This window comes from Micromonospora sp. LOL_024, assembly GCF_048060415.1.
In the GTDB taxonomy this organism is placed as follows: Bacteria; Actinomycetota; Actinomycetes; order Mycobacteriales; family Micromonosporaceae; genus Micromonospora.
Map to the genome: position 1 here is coordinate 67,159 of NZ_JBHMIS010000015.1, position 16,290 is coordinate 83,448.

Consider the following 16,290-nt stretch of genomic DNA (forward strand, 5'->3'; position numbering starts at 1 on the left):
CCGCTATTTGTTCAGTGGTTGAATTAAATGACCACGATGTGGCAGTGTCAAGGGGTGAACCCACCAGCAGCGCCCGCCGGTGCGGTCCGGCAGGGCAGCCTGCGCGAACTGAACCTCGCCCTCGTGCTCGGCCGGATCGCCGCCGCCAGCCGCCCACCGTCCCGGGCCGCGCTGGCCGCCGAGACCGGGCTGACCCGGGCGACCGTCTCGGCAGTGGTGGAGGACCTCGTCGCCGGGCGACTGGTCACCGAGGCCGAACCGACTCCTCGTGCCGGCGCCGGCCGGCCGGCCCGCGGCCTGGTACTCGCCGTCGACGGCCCGGCCGGGCTCGGATTGGAGATCAACGTCGACTACCTGGCCGCGTGCGTCGTCGACCTAGCCGGCGAGGTCCGCCACCACACGGTACAACGGGCCGACCTGCGCCCGCTCTCCCCGACCGACGCGCTCGGGCGGTTGACCGACCTCGCCGCCCAGGCCCGCGCCGACGCCCACAGCCGGGGCCTCACGCTGGCCGGGGCCGCCCTCGGCGTACCAGGGTTGGTCGACGACGCCGGCCGGGTCCGCCTCGCCCCGAACCTGGGCTGGCGCGACGTCCCGGTGCCCGAGTTGCTGGCCGAGCACGCACCGCTGACCGAGACCATCGACGGCGTGCCAGCCCTGGTGGTGGACAACGAGGCCAACCTCTCCGCCCTCGGCGAACTACATGCCGGGGCCGGACCGGGCAGCTTCCTTCACATCTCCGGCGAGGTGGGCATCGGTGCCGGCATCGTCCTCGACGGTTCGCTGTTCCGGGGCACCCGCGGCTGGAGCGGCGAAATCGGGCACATCCCGGTCCGTCCCGACGGGCCGTCCTGCCGCTGCGGCGGCCGAGGCTGCCTGGAGCTCTACGCCGGGCAGGAGGCGATCCTGTCCGCCGCCGGTCTGATCGGGGTCGACCTACCGGCCGACACGGCACCGACCCGGCTGACCCAGCTCGCCGAGGTCGGTCAGGCCGCCGTGCTGCACGCCCTCACCGAGGCCGGTACCGCGATCGGGGTCACCGTGGCCAGCGTGATCAACTTGCTGGATCTCGACACCGTGGTGCTCGGCGGAGCGTACGCCCCGCTCACCCCCTGGCTCCGGCCGCCGGTGCTCGCCGAGATCGAACGCCGGGTACTCACCGCGGCCTGGTCGCCGGTCACCGTCCGGCCCGCCACCCTCGGCCCCAACGCCGCCGCGGTGGGCGCGGCCGGCTCGGTGGTACGCCGGATCATCGCGCGCCCCGCCGGCTGGCTGTCCAGGACCTAGCTGGTGTCCCGGGCGACCACCCGGAGCGGGACTCCCGGCGCGCCACCCGGGTCCGCCGCGCTCGACAGACATGCCCCGCAGCACCTCGTACCCCGGGGACAGGCACCCGTCCCCTGAATCTCGAGGAGCGCGCCGCCGGAATGCTTACTGGGCGACAACGCCGGGCGCCCAGTGGGCGCCGGTGACCAGCACCCGCCAGGGCGCCTCCGCCGGCAGCCCCGCAGATGACGGGCGGACGGGTGACACCGGCACCGGGGCCTCGCGGCGCGCCTCGCCTGTGGACGCCGACCTCGTCCGCGAACTCCTCGACGGACTCACCGAGGCCGTGCTGACTACCGACGAGGACGGGCTGGGCGTGCTGGTCAACGCGATGGCCAGGGAGCTGCTGCCCGGCCTGGCCGCCGGCACCGATCTGGCGGGATGCCCGGTACCGGCCCTGGCGGCTGCGGTCTCCGGCGGGACGGACACCTTCCTCGGCGAGCACCACGGCCGGCAGCTGGCCGGTTCCGCCACCGGCTGGCCGGCGACCGGTCCGCCTGGTACGTGCGCGACGTCACTCACGAGCACCGTCGCAGCGGGGCCCTGCTGGCCGAGCGTGGGCATACCCACTTCCTGGCCCGCGCCGGCCGCCGGCTCGGGCTGGCGCTGCACCGCGACCAGGCGGTGCGGGCCGCCGCCACGCTGCCCGTGCCGTACCTGGCCGACCTGGCCCTGGTCGTCCACCTGCCGCCGGTTGTGGCGGAGCACCGGCCGCACTGGGTCCGGCACACCGATCGGGACGGCGCACCGGCCGGCGGGGCCGCGGACTGGTCTCTCGTCATGGCCGTGCCCGGGCTCGCCGAGGCGTTCGACGGCGAACCCGCCGCTGCCAGACCATGGCACGCCGGGCAGCGGGACGGGCTCGATCCGCTGATCCCGGCGGACTTCGTACCGGACGCGACGCTGCTGGTCAGCCCGATGCCCGGTGCCGGCCGCACCGCCGGCGCCCTGGTGCTGCTGCGTCGAGCCGGACGGGCCGCATTCGACGCGCGCGACTCCGAACTCGTCCGGGAGTTCGCCGCCCTCACCGGTTCCGCCCTCACCACCGCGCAGCTCTACGACGAACAGATCCACCTGGCCCGGGTGCTACAGCACAGCCTGCTTCCGCCGGACCTGCCCACCGTCGCCGGGATGAGCCTCGCTGGCGGATACCGCGCGGCCGGCGACGGCCTGCGCATCGGCGGCGACTTCTACGACGTCCTACCGGCCGACGGCGGCGCCCTGTTCGCTCTCGGCGACGTCTGCGGCAAGGGGGTGGGCGCTGCCGTGCCCACCGGGCGGGTCCGACAGTTGTTGCGGACCCTGCGGCTGGTCGAGCGGCAACCACGGAAACTGCTGCGGCTGCTGGACCGGGCGCTGCTCGACATGCCGGACGCGGCCCGGCACAGCCAGCTCACCACCCTGCTGCTGGGGACCCTGCGTCCGACCCCCACCGGGCTGCGGGTCCGTCTCGCCGCCGGCGGGCACCCATCGCCGCTGGTGGTCCGCGTCGACGGCACGGTAACCCCGGCACGGGTGGGTCGGGATGCCGGTCGGCGCGCTTGCCGATGCCCGGTTCGCCCAGGTCGACCTTCATCTCGGCCCCGGCGACCTGCTCTTCACGCACACCGACGGCGTGACCGAAGCCCAAGGCGGGGCCCAGGGCACCGAGATGTTCGGTGGGCGACGGCTACGGCGGGCGCTGGCCGCCGTAGCCGGACTGCCTCCGGCGGAGCTGGTGGAGCGGGTACTGCGTCTGCTCGACCAGTGGTGTGCCGGCCAGCACGACGACGACGTGGCGGTGCTGGCGATCGCCGCCGACGGCGGCTGACCGACCCGTCGCATCGGTTCGGGCAGCGGGGCCGGCTGCCCACCTTCGTGGCCGGCGGTTCAGGCCGTCCGCACGGCGGACGCCTCCCCCGTCGGCCAGGCACGAGATGGCTGGTCCGCACCACCGCCCATGCCGTCGCGGGTCTTCGGCAGCTGCTCCGCCTGCGGTTGCTCGGGCTGCGGCACCAGCGACGACACCGACCGGACCACCCGGGCCCGGGCCGCCTCGTCGAACTCCCGCAGCCCGCGCAGCAGTGCCTGCCGTCCCTCCGGTGTCATGTCGGCGAGGATGGCCGCCAGGTGCTGCCGGCGATCTCCGCGCAGTCCGGCCAGCAGTCGGCGGGCCTCCGCGGTCAGGTGCAGGGATATTTTCCGCCGGTCGGCGCGTCCCGGCTCGCGCTCCAGCATTCCCGCGGCGACCAGCCGGTCGCAGAGCCGGCTGGCGGAGGAGAGCAGCATGTCGAGTCCTGCGGCGAGCCGGCGAAGATTGATTCCGTCCTGCCGTTCGACGAGCATGATGGCCCGGAGCTGGGCGGTGGAGATCCGGTCGGCCGTCCGCTCGCGCGCACCGTCCCAGACGGTCAGCAGGGCACCTGCCACGGAATCCAACTCGGCAGCCATACTCATCTCGGGTCCGGGTGGACCGTGCAGTTCCGCCATGGTGCGCCTGAGCGTACCCCGATTCTGTCGGTGAATGGGCTTGTGATCAAGGAGACACCATGAGCGAGCCGGTCAACCGGGCCCGCGCCGCCGTCACCGCAGCTCCTGGGGATCTTCTCGTCCCCTGTCTCGCGGAGCTGCTGGAGCAGGAGTGCGGCATCACCGACACCGAGCTCCTCCAGGTCGACTACCGGCTGTCGGCACTGATCCCGCTCACCGACGGCGAGGAAGTGACCACACCAGGGCACCCCGCCTGGCGGTGCTTCGATCACCAGAGCCCGGTGTACGCCGAGGGCACCGGCTACCTGCCGGTGAGTATGCGCGGGGAGCAGCGGGGCGTGCTCCGGGTGGCGCCGGTCAGCGACGAGCGGCAGCTCACCGGGCTCGCCGAGATCGCCACCGCGCTGGCCCACGAGCTGACCACCGCCGATGCCAGCACCGACGTCTACCGCACCGCCCGGCGCAGCCGGCGACTCACCCTCGCTGCCGAGATCCAGTGGGAGCTGCTGCCGGGGCGCAGCCGGCTTCGCCCCTCCTTCAGCCTCGCCGGTCAGCTCGAACCGGCGTACGCGGTGCGTGGCGACAGCTTCGACTGGGCCGACGACGGTGAACGGGTCTGGCTCGCGACAATCAACGGGATGGGCGAGGGAGTCGTCGCGTCGATGCTCACCACCCTCGCGACCGGCGCGCTACGCAACGCCCGCCGGGCCGGCATTCCGCTGGCCGACCAGGCGGCGCTCACCGATCAGGCGATCTACGACCTGCACCGGGGCGAGCAGTACCTCTCCACCCTGCTGCTCGAACTCAACCTGCGCACCGGACTGCTCACCGCCGTCGACGCCGGCTCGCCCCGGCTCGTCCTGCTCCGCGACGGCGAGGTCGACGTGCAACCACTGGAGGAGCAGTTTCCGCTCGGCATGTTCGAAGGGACGAACTATCGGGAGCAGTACATTCAGCTCCAGCGCGGCGACCGCCTCTTCATGATCAGCGATGGTGTGCTGGACGCCACCGGGGGCGACGTTCGGTACGACGAGACGGCACTGGACCGGATTCTGCGCCGGACGACGCCGATGACGTCCCTGGGCGCGGTCCGCTCCCTCCTCGGCGACCTGCGGGCCTTCGTCGCGAGCGACCTCACCGACGACGCCGTGGTGGTCTGCCTGGACTGGTTCGGTCCGCAGACGCCCGGCGACGAGGTCAGTACGCGCCCCGGCTGTTGATCACCGCGCCGAAGGTCTTCCAGAGGATCGTCACGTCGGCCGCCAACGACCAGTTCTCCACATAGTAGAGATCAAGCCGGATGCCGTCCTCCCAGCTCAGGTCCGACCGCCCACTGACCTGCCAGAGCCCGGTCATGCCCGGCTTGACCAGCAGCCGGCGGGCGACGTCGCCGTCGTAGCGGGCGACCTCGGAGGGCAGCGGTGGCCGGGGACCGACGAGGCTCATCTGCCCCAGCAGGACGTTGACCAGCTGGGGCAGCTCGTCCAGGGACCACTTGCGCAGCAGCCGGCCGACCCGGGTGATTCGCGGGTCGTCCCGCATCTTGAACATCAGGCCGTCGGTCTCGTTGGCGGTTGTCAGCTCCGCCAGCAGCCGGTCCGCGTTGACCACCATCGTGCGGAACTTGAAGACCCCGAACTCCCGGCCGCCCTGTCCGACCCGGATCTGCCGGAACAGCACGGGACCGCGACTGTCCAGCTTGACGGCGAGCGCGATGACCGCCAGCAATGGCAGCAGCAGGGCCAGCGCCACCAGCGACACCGAACGGTCGACGAGTCCCTTGACGAGTTTGCGCGCCCCGCGGAACTCGGGTGCCTCCACGTGGATCAGCGGCAGGCCGGCCACCGGGCGGGTGTGGATGCGGGGACCGGCGACGTCGGTCAGCGCCGGGGCCAACACGAGGTCGATACCGGTGCCCTCCAACTGCCAGCCGAGCCGGCGCAGCCGGGTGGCGGTGAGTTCACCGGAGGCGGTGACGGCGACCGTGTCCGCGCCGATCGAGGCGGCGGCTTCCGGGATGCCCCGGAACGAGCCGACCACCGGCACGTCGCCGAGCCGTTGGGCGACCGGGGCCAGCAGGGCGTCCGGGATGCAGGCACCCACCACCTCGTAGCCGGCGTACGGCTCGCGGCGCAGGGTGTGCACAAGTTCCAGCACATGTGCGGTGTCGCCGACGACCAGGACCCGCCGCGACCACCCCGCCCCCCGCGACCGGGCCCGGTGCAGGCGCTTGCGGGCGGCGAACCGGGCGGCCTCGAGCCCGATCAGGCCGACGGCGAAGGAGATCGCCAGGAAGCCCCGGGAGACACCGACGTCGGCCACATAGCCCGCGATGGCGGTGGCGCCGGCCAGCCGCAGGCTGGCCATGCTGACCCGCCGGTACTCGTCCGCGCCGTAGCCGATCACCCGGTCGTCGTAGCAGCGCAGGGCCTTCAGCGAGACCAGCCAGGCCAGTACGAGCCCCGGGGCGACCAGGACGTACGGCACCGTCTCGTGGGGCGCGGACTCACCGAACCGGGCGGCGTACCCGACGAGCACCGCCACGACGAGCACGGCGGTGTCCAGCACAATCAGTGCCCGGACGTAGGCCCGCTGGTCGGTACGCGCGGACTGGCTCGACGAGGCGAGGTCCTCCGGTCGCGATGACGTTCTGGCTGGGGTCAACAGCGTCGCCGATGTCACCAGCCCTCCAACTTCGCTCGCCGGCGGCACGGGTTCGGCCCGGACGGGGGCCGGCGCTGCCGGTGCACGACGACATCCTGCCCTGACAACAACAGCGGCCGATCGCTTGGGACGTATTACCGTCAGTTCCCGGAGCATCTCGACCGGAAAGGGGCCTGTGGTACCGGTTTCTCCGGTGGCTCAGGCCCCGTTACTGAGCCTCCGGTCAGGCCGGCGCCTTGCGCAGCGCGATTGCCCGGAGGAAAATGTCGCCAATCTTGGTCGGGTCGGCGGCGATGAAGGCACCGCCACCTGCACTCTCCGCGATGGTATCCAGTTCCGACTTGCTGACCTCCGTACCGATACCAATGATGATCACCTGGACCGGCTGGTCCGGGTCCTTGATCCGGTTCAGCTCGGCGATCAGCTCCCGCTGCGAGATGCCGTCGTCGTCCTCGTTCTTCCCGTCGGTGAAGAGGACGATCGAGTTGACCTTGCCCGGTTCCCAGTTGCGCTGCACGTCCTGGTAGGCGGCCAGCAACGTGTCGTACAGGCCGGTGTCGCCGCTCGACGAGACGACCGTGTCCAGGCCCCGCTCCAGTTCGCTGCGTTGGCGCGAGAGCGGCGCGACGGGAACCACCTCGCGGTGGTCGCGCGAACCCACCAACTTGGTCGAGAAGACCCACAAACCGATCGACCAGGAGTCGTCGAAGAGGTTGAGACCGCGCCGGGCCGCCTCCGTGGTGACCTGCTGGCGGGTGGCCCCGTTGGCGGTCGGGACAGCATTCTTCATCGATCCGGAGACGTCGATGATGCAGAGCATCCGCCCGGAGAGGGTGGCGATGGACCAACTGGAGACGGCCCGCTCCACCGCGTCCGGCGCCAGTCCGCCAGCGGCGACGCCGCCCTGCGGCGGTGGCGCGGCGGAGGCGTCGCCGCCAGCCGGGCTCGGCGCGCCCTGCGGCGCGTGGAAACCGGTGCCCCAGTTGCCGTCCGGCCCGCGCAGCGACTGCACGGCCAACTTGTCCTTGAACGACGCGGTCGTGAGCACCTCGAACAACACCCGCGCGGCCGACGCCTTGGCCGGCTCGACCCCGGGCAGCACCGCGTACGGGTAGTCCAACGGCAACGGCGCCGGCTTCAGGTAGAGCGCGGCCAGCGGTACCGGCGGCTTCTTGGCGTTGTACTGGATGACGTCTTCCTCCGACAGCGCCGCCGCGCTGAGCGCGCTGGCCAGGGTGGTCGCATCCGTGGCGGTCGGGAACTTGGCGAGCAGGTCCTGGCGCAGCGCCGAGGCTCCCGAGGCGAGCGCCCGCAGCGCACCGATCCGGTCCTGCTCGGCGGTCTCGCCGCCGGCGGACGACGCAGCAGTCATCAGCGACAGCAGGCCGGACAGTCCGGCGGCGTCGCGAGTCGGCTCGACGATGCCCGTCTTCAGCGGCCGGTCGCTGTTGACCCTGGCCAACAGTTGGGTCCAGCCGAGCTCCTCATCCGGCCAACCCAGCCGCGTGGCGACCGGCTCGGGCATGGCGACCACCACCGGGCTGCTGGCGATGGACGCGCCGTTGCCGGGCTCGAAGGCCGCCGCGCCACCGGTCTTGAGCCGGAGCAGCCACGTCGAGGAGTCCGGGATCCAGACGTCCGGACTCACCGCGGTGCCGCTGGCCTGCCCCACTCCGGCCAGGGTGGCGCCGTGCTTGGCGGCCACCACCGCAGCCACCTCGACCGGGTCGGTGGAGGCGACGGTCACGTCGATGCAGGTCCCGTCGACCGCGGCGCCGTTGGCCTCCCACTCGGAGGCAGCCACGTCGACCGCCGGGGCGAGCTCGTTCGCCACCGCGACAGACAACTCGATCTTGCCCGAGCAGTCCTGTCCGGCGAGCTGGCGGTAACCCACCCAGCCGCCGGCGGTGACGACGAGCACGCCGACCGCAGCTGCGGCGGCGGCACCCTGGAAACTTGAACGCATGCGATGGCGGCCTGATGACACGCAGACCATCTTGCGTACCCACCCCGCCTCCTGCCATGGCCGTTCGGACTAAAGTTACAGAGGAGAAACAGATCACCTGGATTTGGTGACTTTGTGTGACGGGTCAACGTCATAATGTCTATGCATCTATGCCCCACGCCCACGATCAGGGCAGAACGCAGGTCGGACTCGCAAAAGTCAGCGGTTCCCCCACCGGTAACGGCACCCCGGTCGCCCGATCCAGCCGGAAGGCACGCACCATGTCCGCCCGTTCGTCGGCCACGTAGAGGTGCTCCCCGGTCAGCGCGAAGTGACGGGGCCATTCGCCGCCAGTCTCCACCTCGTCGACCAGTTCCGGCAGATCCGCGCCGACCGCGAACACCGTGACCGTGCCCACACCCCGGTTCGCGACGTAGAGGAAACGGCCGTCCGGCCCGACGGCCAGCTCCGACGGCTGGACGTGCCCGGCCCGGTCACTGGCGCCGACGCGCCCCTGCTGGCGTAGAGCACCGTCTACGGTCAGCTCGTACACCAGGACCGAACCGTCCAGCTCGCCGGTGACGTAGCAGCGCCGACCGTCGGGGTGCCGGGCCAGATGCCGCGGGCCCACCCCGGGTGCCGTCCGCACCCGGGGTGCCCGTGGCACGAGCCGCCCGGAGGTGACCTCCAGGTCGTACCGGTAGATCGAGTCGGTGCCCAGGTCGACCGCCAGCAGCGGCTGCCCGCCGGTCCCCGGCGAGACCATGTGTGCGTGTGCCCGCTCCTGGCGCTCGGGGTCGGCGCCGTGCCCCCGGTGCTCGACCAGGTCGGTGCGCTCGCCGGGCACGCCATCGACGTCGAGCGGGAACACCGCCACGCTGCCACCGCCGTAGTTGGCCACGAGGAGGTGACCGCCGTCGGGCGCGACCGCCAGGTGGCAGGGCTCCGCCCCGCCGGTCGGCCGCGAGCCGAGGGCCGACAGATCTCCGTCGGCACCTACCCGCCACGCGCTGACCTGACCCTCGGGCAGTTCGTTGACCGCGTACAGCACAGGCCGCGTCGGATGTCGGGCGAGGAAGGACGGCGACGCGGTGACCGCGACCGTGCCCAGCGACGTCAGTTCACCGGTGTCCGGGTCCCGTCGGGCGGCAGCTATCCCGGTGGCCCGTCCGCCGCTGGCGGCGGTGTAACCGCCGATGTGAACGATCTCGCCTGGAGCTGCCACCGGTACCGCCCTCCGCTGATTCCTTCGTCGATCCACCAGAAGCCTTCCCCCGACGCCGGCCGACTAGACCTCCGACCGGCGAGTCACCGTCCGCGCGATCGCAGACGCACCGTCCCGCGCCCGCTCAGGCCGCCGGAACAGGCTCCCCCCGCTGCCGCGCGACGTGCTCGACGAGGGAGATCAGCACGGTCTTGCCGGACTGCCGGTCGCGGGCGTCGCAGAGCAACATCGGCACGTCGGGGTTGAGGTCCAGGGCCTGGCGTACGGCCTGGAGGCTGAAACGTCGGGAGTCCTCGAAGCAGTTGACCCCGACCACGAAGGGGATTCCCCGCTGCTCGAAGTAGTCGATCGAGGGAAAGCAGTCGGCCAGCCGACGGGTGTCGGCGAGCACCACCGCGCCGAGCGCACCGAAGGCCAACTCGTCCCAGAGGAACCAGAAGCGGTCCTGCCCCGGCGTGCCGAAGAGGTACAGCTGCAGGTCCTCGTTGATGGTGATCCGCCCGAAGTCCATCGCCACCGTGGTCGTCGACTTGGTCTCCACTCCGGAGATATCGTCGGTGTCGACGCCGGCGCCGGTCAGGATCTCCTCGGTCTGCAACGGCCGGACCTCGCTCAACGCGCTCACCAAAGTCGTCTTGCCGGCACCGAAGCCACCGGCGATGAGGATCTTCAACGCGATCGGGACCCGACGGCCCCGCCGCTCGCGGTCATAACGCACGGAGTCCATCGACCACCGCCTTGAGGATGTCGTTGTCGGGCAGGTACGTGGCGCGTCGCGGCTGGTGCACGGCGACCAGTCCGCGGCACAACAAATCATCAAGTAACACCCGGACCACCCCGACGGCCAGATCCAGGCCGGCGGCGAGTTCGACGACCGGAGTCCCGCGGCCGGCCAACTCCACCAGCAGCCGGTGCTCCGGGTGCAACTCCGGGAAGGCGGCCAGGTCCGGGTCGGGCTTCGCCAGCACGTACGCGACCAGGTCGAATCCGTCCGCGGTGGTCCGGACCCGGCCACCGGTGAGCGTGTACGGCCGTACCACCGGGCCGGCGTCGTCATCGAGCCACTCGTGCTGGCGCCCCGGCGGGTCAGCCGACATCGTCGGCACCCACCGATGTCCGGGCCGGCACCCCGAGGTTCTCACCCACCCGAATCACCAACATCGCCATCTCGTACGCCACCAGGCCGATGTCCGCGTCGGCGTCGCTGGCCACCGCGAGGCACGCGCCCTGGCCCGCCGCCGTCACGAAAAGGTACGCCGACTCCATCTCCACCACGGTCTGCCGGACCGGCCCCCCGGTGAGCTGCCGGCTCGCGCCACGGGCCAGGCTGGACAGGCCGCAAGCCAGGGCGCAGAGGTGCTCGGCGTCCGCCCGGTCCATCCCGGCTGACGCGCCCAACAGGAGTCCGTCCGCCGAGAGCACCACCGCCTGCTGGGCGGCCGGAACCCGCTCCAGGAGATCGTCGAGCAACCAGTCGAGATCGGCGCTCTGCCTCGTCGATCGCATCAGGCGTCCCTCTCAGTCACGGTAGGTGGTTGAACTTGTGCCGGTCCGGAGACGGTCGGCGGGGCGGCATGCTCATCAGGTCCGCCCGGACCGGTCGATTCCGCGGGTGGCGCCCCGGCGGCCTGACCGCGGGCGGCCGCCAGCCGCCCCCGGACGGTGCCGGCCTGCAACCCCGACATGAACCGGCGCGCCTCCTCGGGACTGCGCGGCGATGGATCGCGCTGCGACGGCATCGACGCCCTGGGCGCAACCATCGGCTGTCGTACGGTCGGCCCGTCGATCGCCTCGGCTTCCCGTTCCCGGTGCGCGGCGGGCACCACGGATAGCTGGATCGTGGGTGTGTCCACCAACGCCCCGTCGCCGCCGGCAGCGCGCGGCGGCGGCGCGACCGACCCGGCACCGTCGGGCTGCGCGCCACGCGCGCCCTCGGGCGAACCGGCGGTGGGCGAACCGTCCGTCGATGCCGGCGCGGGCGGACGGGCCTGGCTGTGCCGGCGGATCCGGCGCGGCAGCCCGTCGGCCTCAGCCGGCCCGACCGTCGAGCCACCTGCCGGAGCGCTCGCGCCCAGGTCGGACGAGGCCGGCCGCCGCGAGCCTGCGGACGACTCCGACGGCCGCCGAGGGCCCGAACGGGTACGCGGGCGGGGGGTCGTGGTCAACCGCGTCGCCCGGGCCAACCGCCGGTGCTCGGGGGTGGCGGCCCGGTCGTCGGCCGCCAGCACATCTGGACCGGGCAGCGGCGACGGTTCCTCGGTGATCAGCTCGGTGGGGATCAGCACCACCGCGGTGAGCCCGGTACCGTCCGATGGGCGCAGCCGGACCCGAATCTCGTGCCGGGCGGCCAGCCGGGCCACCACGAACAGCCCGAGCCGGGCGGTCTCGGCCGGGTCGAACTCCGGCGACCGGGCCAGCCTGCGGTTGGCCTCCTCGATCGCCACCGCGTTCATGCCGAGGCCCTGGTCGGTGATGGACAGGGCGTAGCCGTCGGCAACGTGCTCGCCCGAGATCTCGACGCGCGCCCCGGGCGGTGAGAAGGCGGTGGCGTTCTCGATCAGCTCCGCGAGCAGGTGGATGCTGTCGCCCACCACCCGGCCCATCGCGCCGGCGGACTGCATGGTGGTGATGTCGACCCGGTCGTACGACTCGACCTCGGAGATCGCTCCCCGGATGAGATCCACCATCGACACCGGGCTGCGCCAGCCGCGACCCGGTGCGGCTCCGGCGAGGATGACCAGGTCCTCCGCATGGCGACGGAGCCGGGTGGCGAGGTGGTCGACGCGGAACAGCTCCGCCAGGTGGTCCGGGTCCTCCGCGTGGCGTTCCATCCGGTCGAGCAGGGCCAGTTGCCGGTGCACCAGGCCCTGGCTGCGTCGCGCGATGTTCAGGAAGACATCGTTCAGCCCATGACGCAGGCTCACCTCGACCATGGCCGACCGGATCGCGACCTTCTGCACCTCCGTGAAGGCCTGCGCGACCTGGCCGATCTCGTCGGCGCCCCGGTCGGCCACCGACACCTCTCGGGACACGTCCACCTGCTCGCCCCGGCGCAACCGGGTCACCACGTCCGGCAGCCGCTGTTCGGCGTCCTTGAACGTGCCGCGGACCAGGGTCAGCCGCTGCGCGAGAGACCGGCCGACCCGCAACGCCACCACCAGCGAGAGCACGACGGCGATCAGGCCGAGCAACCCAGCAGCCGCAAGTCGGGCCAGGATGCGTACCGCCATCGGCACCGACCGGTCGGCCAGTCCGTCGGCCTGGGTCAGCTCGAAGTCCCTCAGCGACCGCTGCACCGTGTCGTAGCTGTTCTGCCAGGCGAGCGGATCGACCGCCGGCCGGGCCGAGGGGTCGGCGGCGGCGAGTTCGTCCTGCATCGTCCGCAGCCGACCGAACTCTGCCTGCTCGATTAGACGCTGGTACGCGGCGCGGTCGGGATCGGGCAGGTCGGCCACTGCCGCGTCCGCCAGGAACCGCTGGTTGCCGATGCCCTGTACGAGCAGCGTGTGCTCGCCGTCGGCGAAACCACCGGCGGTCAGGGCGCCGGCCAGCAGGGCGTCGGTCTGCCCGAGCAACTCCCGCGAACGGCCGAGGTTCGTCAGCGCCAACGCCTCGCGGTTGAGATCCCGGTCCGGGAGGTTCGCCAAGGCGGCGAAGGTGTGGAACGCGGAGGAGATCATTCCGCTGTAGAGACCGATCGCGCCGGCACGGTCCAGGTCCCGCCGGTCGATGTACCCGCGCCCCACCGGCAGTGCGTCCAACTCGCGGATCATCCGGTCCAGGCGGGCTTCGAGCAGCTCTCCGGCGGCGTCCCGTAGCTTGTCGCCGTCGACCTTGCGGCGCAGTTCGGCGATGGCCGCGTCCGTGCGGCCCCGTTGTACTGCCAGCGCTGGCAGTACGCAGCCGCCCGACGACGGGTCGCACCCGGTGTCCGGCGAGGCGAGCTGCACCACCGAGAGCCGCCGTTCCCGCTGCAACTCGGCCACCACCGTCTCGCCCGGCCTGCCCAGGTCGTAGAGGAGTGTGCGAGCAGCGAGCAGATCGAGCGCCGGCCCGAAGGTGAGGGTGGTCGCGAATATCCACAGTGCCAGTAGCGCGGTCACCGGCACGACGACCAACGCGGTCAATTTCGAGCGGATCGGCCAGTCGCGGGTGTTCAATCGGACCTCGCCGGAAGGGTGGCTGGAGGGGCTCCGGCACAGCCGGGCAGCGCCGTCGCCGGGGCGCGCCCCGGCTGCCCGCCGGGGCGCCGGCTCGGGCGCCTTGGGCAGGATACGTAATCCGCGCCGTACGCACTACCGTCCGTCGAGGCGACCGGTACGTTGTCGAACGTCCCGACGGTGCCCAGCCTGTCGGTTTCCGCTGCCGGCCGCATCTGCGCCCCCGTCCCAATCGGGCGAGGAAAGTGCTCCGGAACTGGATTGGCGATCAGGGTACGGAGGGAATACCTGCAGGCGAAGGAGGAGCCATGTCGCCCACGCAGATAGTCCTCACCGTCCTCGTCGTCCTGGTGATCGCCGCCATCGCCGCCGCCATCGCCGCCGCCATCGCCGCCGCCGTCGTCGTCGCCGGCCGCCGCCGGTCACTCCGGCAGCGCTTCGGCCCCGAGTACGACCATGTCGTCGCCGAGCAGGACAGTCGCGGCGCGGCCGAGCGGGAGTTGCGGGACCGGAAACGCCGGCACGCCGAACTCGAACTGATCCCGCTCGACCCCGACGCCCGCACCCGGTACGCGCAGGCATGGGAGGAGCTCCAGGTTGGTTTCGTCGACTCCCCCGCCGAAACCGTCGGTCAGGCCGACGAACTGGTCAGCCGGCTCGTCGCCGAACGCGGATACCCAACTGGCGAGTTCGACGACCGGATCGCCCACCTCTCTGTCGAGCATGCCCGCACTCTCGGCCACTACCGGGACGCGCACGAGATCCACCTACGCAACTCCCGGGGCGAGGCCAGCACCGAGGACCTTCGCCAGGCAGTCGTCCACTACCGCGCCCTCTTCGCCGACCTGCTCGGCGGGGAGCCGGTCGCGGCCCGGACCCCGGACCAGCGCCACCCCGACGCCGCCCACGACGCCACGAACCGCTGAGGAGGCCGCCATGCGGCACGATGAACAGCAGCTCAACAACGACCACCCGGAGGCCGGACGCTCCACCCAGGTGAGGTCACCGTCCATCGTGGACGACCGTGACGGGACCGATGACGTCGACATCGTCGATGAGTCGACGGGCCGCGACCGGTCGGACGTCGACACGGGCCGGGCCCGACCGGGGGACGGCCGTCCCGGCGAGGACTCCGACGAGACGGACTTCCACCAGCCGGGTCCCGTGCCGACCGCCTTCGGCGCGACCACCGTCGGTGGCGCGGTCGCCGCGTCGGCGCTGGCCGGCCCGCGTCCCGAGGACGAAGTCGACCCCCGCGAGGAGAGCACCGCGCGGCCCGGCGACGGCGCGGTCGACGGTGAACGTGCGGGACGACGCGCGGACCCGACCGCCGAGTTCGACCGGACCGACGACGACCTGGCAGACGACGTCGACGGCACCGGGGTCGAGTCGCCGAAGGCGGCGACCGGCACCGGTGACGTCACGGAGGCCCCCGGCTACGGCAGCACCACCCCGACGATGGTCGACCCGGATGCGCAGTCACCGGATGGCGACACCGCCGCCGGGGCGGTCGCGCCGGCCGGCGCGGCGATCCTCTTCGACGGCACGACCGCGCAGGGCTTCCGGGACCGCTGGCGCGACGTCCAGCTACGTTTCGTGGACGACCCCAAAGCGGCTGCGGGTGAGGCGCAGTCCCTGGTCGACGAGGCGATGGAGGCCCTCTCCACCGCTCTGGCGGAGCACAGGAGCAAGCTCGGCAGCTGGCAGGAGGCGAGTTTGGCGGACACCGAGCAACTGCGGGTGGCCGTACGCGAGTACCGGGACTTCCTCGACCGGGTGCTCGGCCGCTGACCTTCGCGTGAGCGGGGCCGTCGCGGTCGACGTCCCCGGTCGCGCCAGCCGGAGAAGGCGGGTGTCCCGATGCCGGGACACCCGCCTTCTCATGTGTCCTCGACACGCATGGCCACCGGCCGAGCGGGTACGCGCAGCAGTGCCCGGAGATCGCTGCGGACAGGAGGGCAGCACAGATGACTGATCGTGACCGGCAACGGCCGCTGGAAGAGTCCCCCGAGACGGCCGCAGCGGTAGCCGACGACGGCGCTGTCCCCCAGCTGATGACCGGGGGCGGGCCCGATCCGGACACCCCGAACTTCGCCGAACCAGGCGAGCAGGCCACCATCGACGCGCCGACCGAGGACATCATCGCCGACCCGTACGCCGCGGGCACCGGGGCGACCGGGACCGGCACCGGTGCCGGTGGGGACAACATCCGTACCGGCGCCGAGCAGCCATGGGAGCCGGAGGACCTGGTGATGGCACGGGGTCAGGACCTCACTGCCGAGAACGTCGAGCGGGCCCGACGTGACCTCGACGAGATCGGTCGCGCGGCCGTCGAGAAGACGGTGCCCTGACCCGTCTGAACCACTCGCGCGGCACGTCCGCAGGGCAGCGCTGCCGAGCCGGACCGCCGTGCGGCGGCACGAGGGGCCCCTGGTCCGACCGGTGCGGTCGGACCAGGGGCCCGCGGTGACCTGCCGCTACAGCGCCTCACCTACTGTTGG

At 72.2% G+C, this 16,290-nt stretch carries 15 protein-coding genes and 1 pseudogene; 7 read left to right on the plus strand and 9 right to left on the minus strand.

The annotated features are described in order from the left end of the window. Positions 1-27: 27 nt before the first annotated feature. Positions 28-1,287 (plus strand): ROK family protein, encoded by a 1,260-nt coding sequence (locus ACFHWY_RS17115; protein ID WP_416581188.1) that lies wholly within the window; start codon positions 28-30, stop codon positions 1,285-1,287. Between the two features lie 144 nt (positions 1,288-1,431). Here ACFHWY_RS17115 and ACFHWY_RS17120 read toward each other — a convergent pair whose 3' ends face one another. After that, the gene (locus tag ACFHWY_RS17120) at positions 1,432-2,400 is read right to left on the minus strand and encodes a hypothetical protein (RefSeq protein WP_416581189.1); all 969 of its coding nucleotides are present in this window, start codon (positions 2,398-2,400) and stop codon (positions 1,432-1,434) included. A 57-nt stretch (positions 2,401-2,457) separates the two neighbouring features. Between ACFHWY_RS17120 and ACFHWY_RS17125 the strand changes: the two are divergent. Both ACFHWY_RS17125 and ACFHWY_RS17130 read left to right on the plus strand, forming a co-directional pair. Beyond that, positions 2,458-2,772: pseudogene (locus ACFHWY_RS17125) on the plus strand (SpoIIE family protein phosphatase); the annotation flags it as partial. Between the two features lie 79 nt (positions 2,773-2,851). Beyond that, positions 2,852-3,136: a PP2C family protein-serine/threonine phosphatase gene (locus ACFHWY_RS17130; protein ID WP_416581190.1), complete on the plus strand. Its 285-nt coding sequence runs from the start codon at positions 2,852-2,854 to the stop codon at positions 3,134-3,136. A 59-nt stretch (positions 3,137-3,195) separates the two neighbouring features. Here ACFHWY_RS17130 and ACFHWY_RS17135 read toward each other — a convergent pair whose 3' ends face one another. Further along, the gene (locus ACFHWY_RS17135) at positions 3,196-3,795 is read right to left on the minus strand and encodes a MarR family winged helix-turn-helix transcriptional regulator (RefSeq protein ID WP_416581191.1); all 600 of its coding nucleotides are present in this window, start codon (positions 3,793-3,795) and stop codon (positions 3,196-3,198) included. Positions 3,796-3,854: 59 nt separating this feature from the next. Here ACFHWY_RS17135 and ACFHWY_RS17140 point away from each other — a divergent pair, with 59 nt between their 5' ends. Next, positions 3,855-5,015, plus strand: coding sequence for a PP2C family protein-serine/threonine phosphatase (locus ACFHWY_RS17140; RefSeq protein ID WP_416581192.1), 1,161 nt, complete (start codon positions 3,855-3,857; stop codon positions 5,013-5,015). Here the strand turns inward: ACFHWY_RS17140 and ACFHWY_RS17145 are convergent. The 7 genes from ACFHWY_RS17145 to ACFHWY_RS17175 form a co-directional block, all read right to left on the minus strand. Beyond that, a complete protein-coding gene (locus ACFHWY_RS17145; RefSeq protein ID WP_416581193.1) occupies positions 4,993-6,477 on the minus strand; it encodes a sugar transferase in 1,485 nt (494 codons plus the stop codon). The genes ACFHWY_RS17140 and ACFHWY_RS17145 overlap by 23 nt on opposite strands. A 205-nt stretch (positions 6,478-6,682) precedes the next feature. Next, a complete protein-coding gene (locus ACFHWY_RS17150; protein WP_416581194.1) occupies positions 6,683-8,446 on the minus strand; it encodes a VWA domain-containing protein in 1,764 nt (587 codons plus the stop codon). Positions 8,447-8,591: 145 nt separating this feature from the next. Further along, complete coding sequence (locus tag ACFHWY_RS17155) at positions 8,592-9,629, minus strand: lactonase family protein (RefSeq protein WP_416581195.1); 1,038 nt, start codon at positions 9,627-9,629, stop codon at positions 8,592-8,594. Between the two features lie 124 nt (positions 9,630-9,753). Continuing rightward, the gene (locus tag ACFHWY_RS17160; RefSeq protein ID WP_416581196.1) at positions 9,754-10,356 is read right to left on the minus strand and encodes a GTP-binding protein; all 603 of its coding nucleotides are present in this window, start codon (positions 10,354-10,356) and stop codon (positions 9,754-9,756) included. Further along, on the minus strand, positions 10,337-10,726 hold the full coding sequence (locus tag ACFHWY_RS17165; RefSeq protein WP_416581197.1) for a DUF742 domain-containing protein: 390 nt from the start codon (positions 10,724-10,726) through the stop codon (positions 10,337-10,339). Before ACFHWY_RS17165 ends, ACFHWY_RS17160 begins: the two co-directional genes overlap by 20 nt. Beyond that, on the minus strand, positions 10,716-11,135 hold the full coding sequence (locus tag ACFHWY_RS17170; RefSeq protein WP_416581198.1) for a roadblock/LC7 domain-containing protein: 420 nt from the start codon (positions 11,133-11,135) through the stop codon (positions 10,716-10,718). Before ACFHWY_RS17170 ends, ACFHWY_RS17165 begins: the two co-directional genes overlap by 11 nt. Further along, positions 11,135-13,789, minus strand: coding sequence for a nitrate- and nitrite sensing domain-containing protein (locus tag ACFHWY_RS17175; protein WP_416581199.1), 2,655 nt, complete (start codon positions 13,787-13,789; stop codon positions 11,135-11,137). Before ACFHWY_RS17175 ends, ACFHWY_RS17170 begins: the two co-directional genes overlap by 1 nt. A 308-nt stretch (positions 13,790-14,097) precedes the next feature. On the opposite strand from ACFHWY_RS17175, the gene ACFHWY_RS17180 reads away from it, so the two are divergent. From ACFHWY_RS17180 to ACFHWY_RS17190, 3 genes are all read left to right on the plus strand, one after another. Then, on the plus strand, positions 14,098-14,715 hold the full coding sequence (locus ACFHWY_RS17180; RefSeq protein WP_416581200.1) for a hypothetical protein: 618 nt from the start codon (positions 14,098-14,100) through the stop codon (positions 14,713-14,715). Positions 14,716-14,725: 10 nt separating this feature from the next. Next, positions 14,726-15,580 carry a hypothetical protein gene (locus ACFHWY_RS17185; protein WP_416581201.1) on the plus strand — a complete coding sequence of 285 codons (855 nt, stop codon included), beginning with the start codon at positions 14,726-14,728 and terminating at the stop codon, positions 15,578-15,580. Positions 15,581-15,756: 176 nt separating this feature from the next. Further along, the gene (locus ACFHWY_RS17190) at positions 15,757-16,140 is read left to right on the plus strand and encodes a hypothetical protein (protein WP_416581202.1); all 384 of its coding nucleotides are present in this window, start codon (positions 15,757-15,759) and stop codon (positions 16,138-16,140) included. Positions 16,141-16,290: the final 150 nt, after the last annotated feature.

What these genes read in the sequence shown, in the direction of transcription:
- ACFHWY_RS17115 (WP_416581188.1), top strand. Translation starts at nt 28, where the DNA reads ATGACCACGATGTGGCAGTGTCAAGGGGTGAACCCACCAGCAGCGCCC.
- ACFHWY_RS17130 (WP_416581190.1), top strand. Translation starts at nt 2,852, where the DNA reads ATGCCGGTCGGCGCGCTTGCCGATGCCCGGTTCGCCCAGGTCGACCTT.
- ACFHWY_RS17135 (WP_416581191.1), bottom strand. Translation starts at nt 3,795, where the DNA reads ATGGCGGAACTGCACGGTCCACCCGGACCCGAGATGAGTATGGCTGCC.
- ACFHWY_RS17140 (WP_416581192.1), top strand. Translation starts at nt 3,855, where the DNA reads ATGAGCGAGCCGGTCAACCGGGCCCGCGCCGCCGTCACCGCAGCTCCT.
- ACFHWY_RS17160 (WP_416581196.1), bottom strand. Translation starts at nt 10,356, where the DNA reads ATGGACTCCGTGCGTTATGACCGCGAGCGGCGGGGCCGTCGGGTCCCG.
- ACFHWY_RS17165 (WP_416581197.1), bottom strand. Translation starts at nt 10,726, where the DNA reads ATGTCGGCTGACCCGCCGGGGCGCCAGCACGAGTGGCTCGATGACGAC.
- ACFHWY_RS17170 (WP_416581198.1), bottom strand. Translation starts at nt 11,135, where the DNA reads ATGCGATCGACGAGGCAGAGCGCCGATCTCGACTGGTTGCTCGACGAT.
- ACFHWY_RS17180 (WP_416581200.1), top strand. Translation starts at nt 14,098, where the DNA reads ATGTCGCCCACGCAGATAGTCCTCACCGTCCTCGTCGTCCTGGTGATC.
- ACFHWY_RS17185 (WP_416581201.1), top strand. Translation starts at nt 14,726, where the DNA reads ATGCGGCACGATGAACAGCAGCTCAACAACGACCACCCGGAGGCCGGA.
- ACFHWY_RS17190 (WP_416581202.1), top strand. Translation starts at nt 15,757, where the DNA reads ATGACTGATCGTGACCGGCAACGGCCGCTGGAAGAGTCCCCCGAGACG.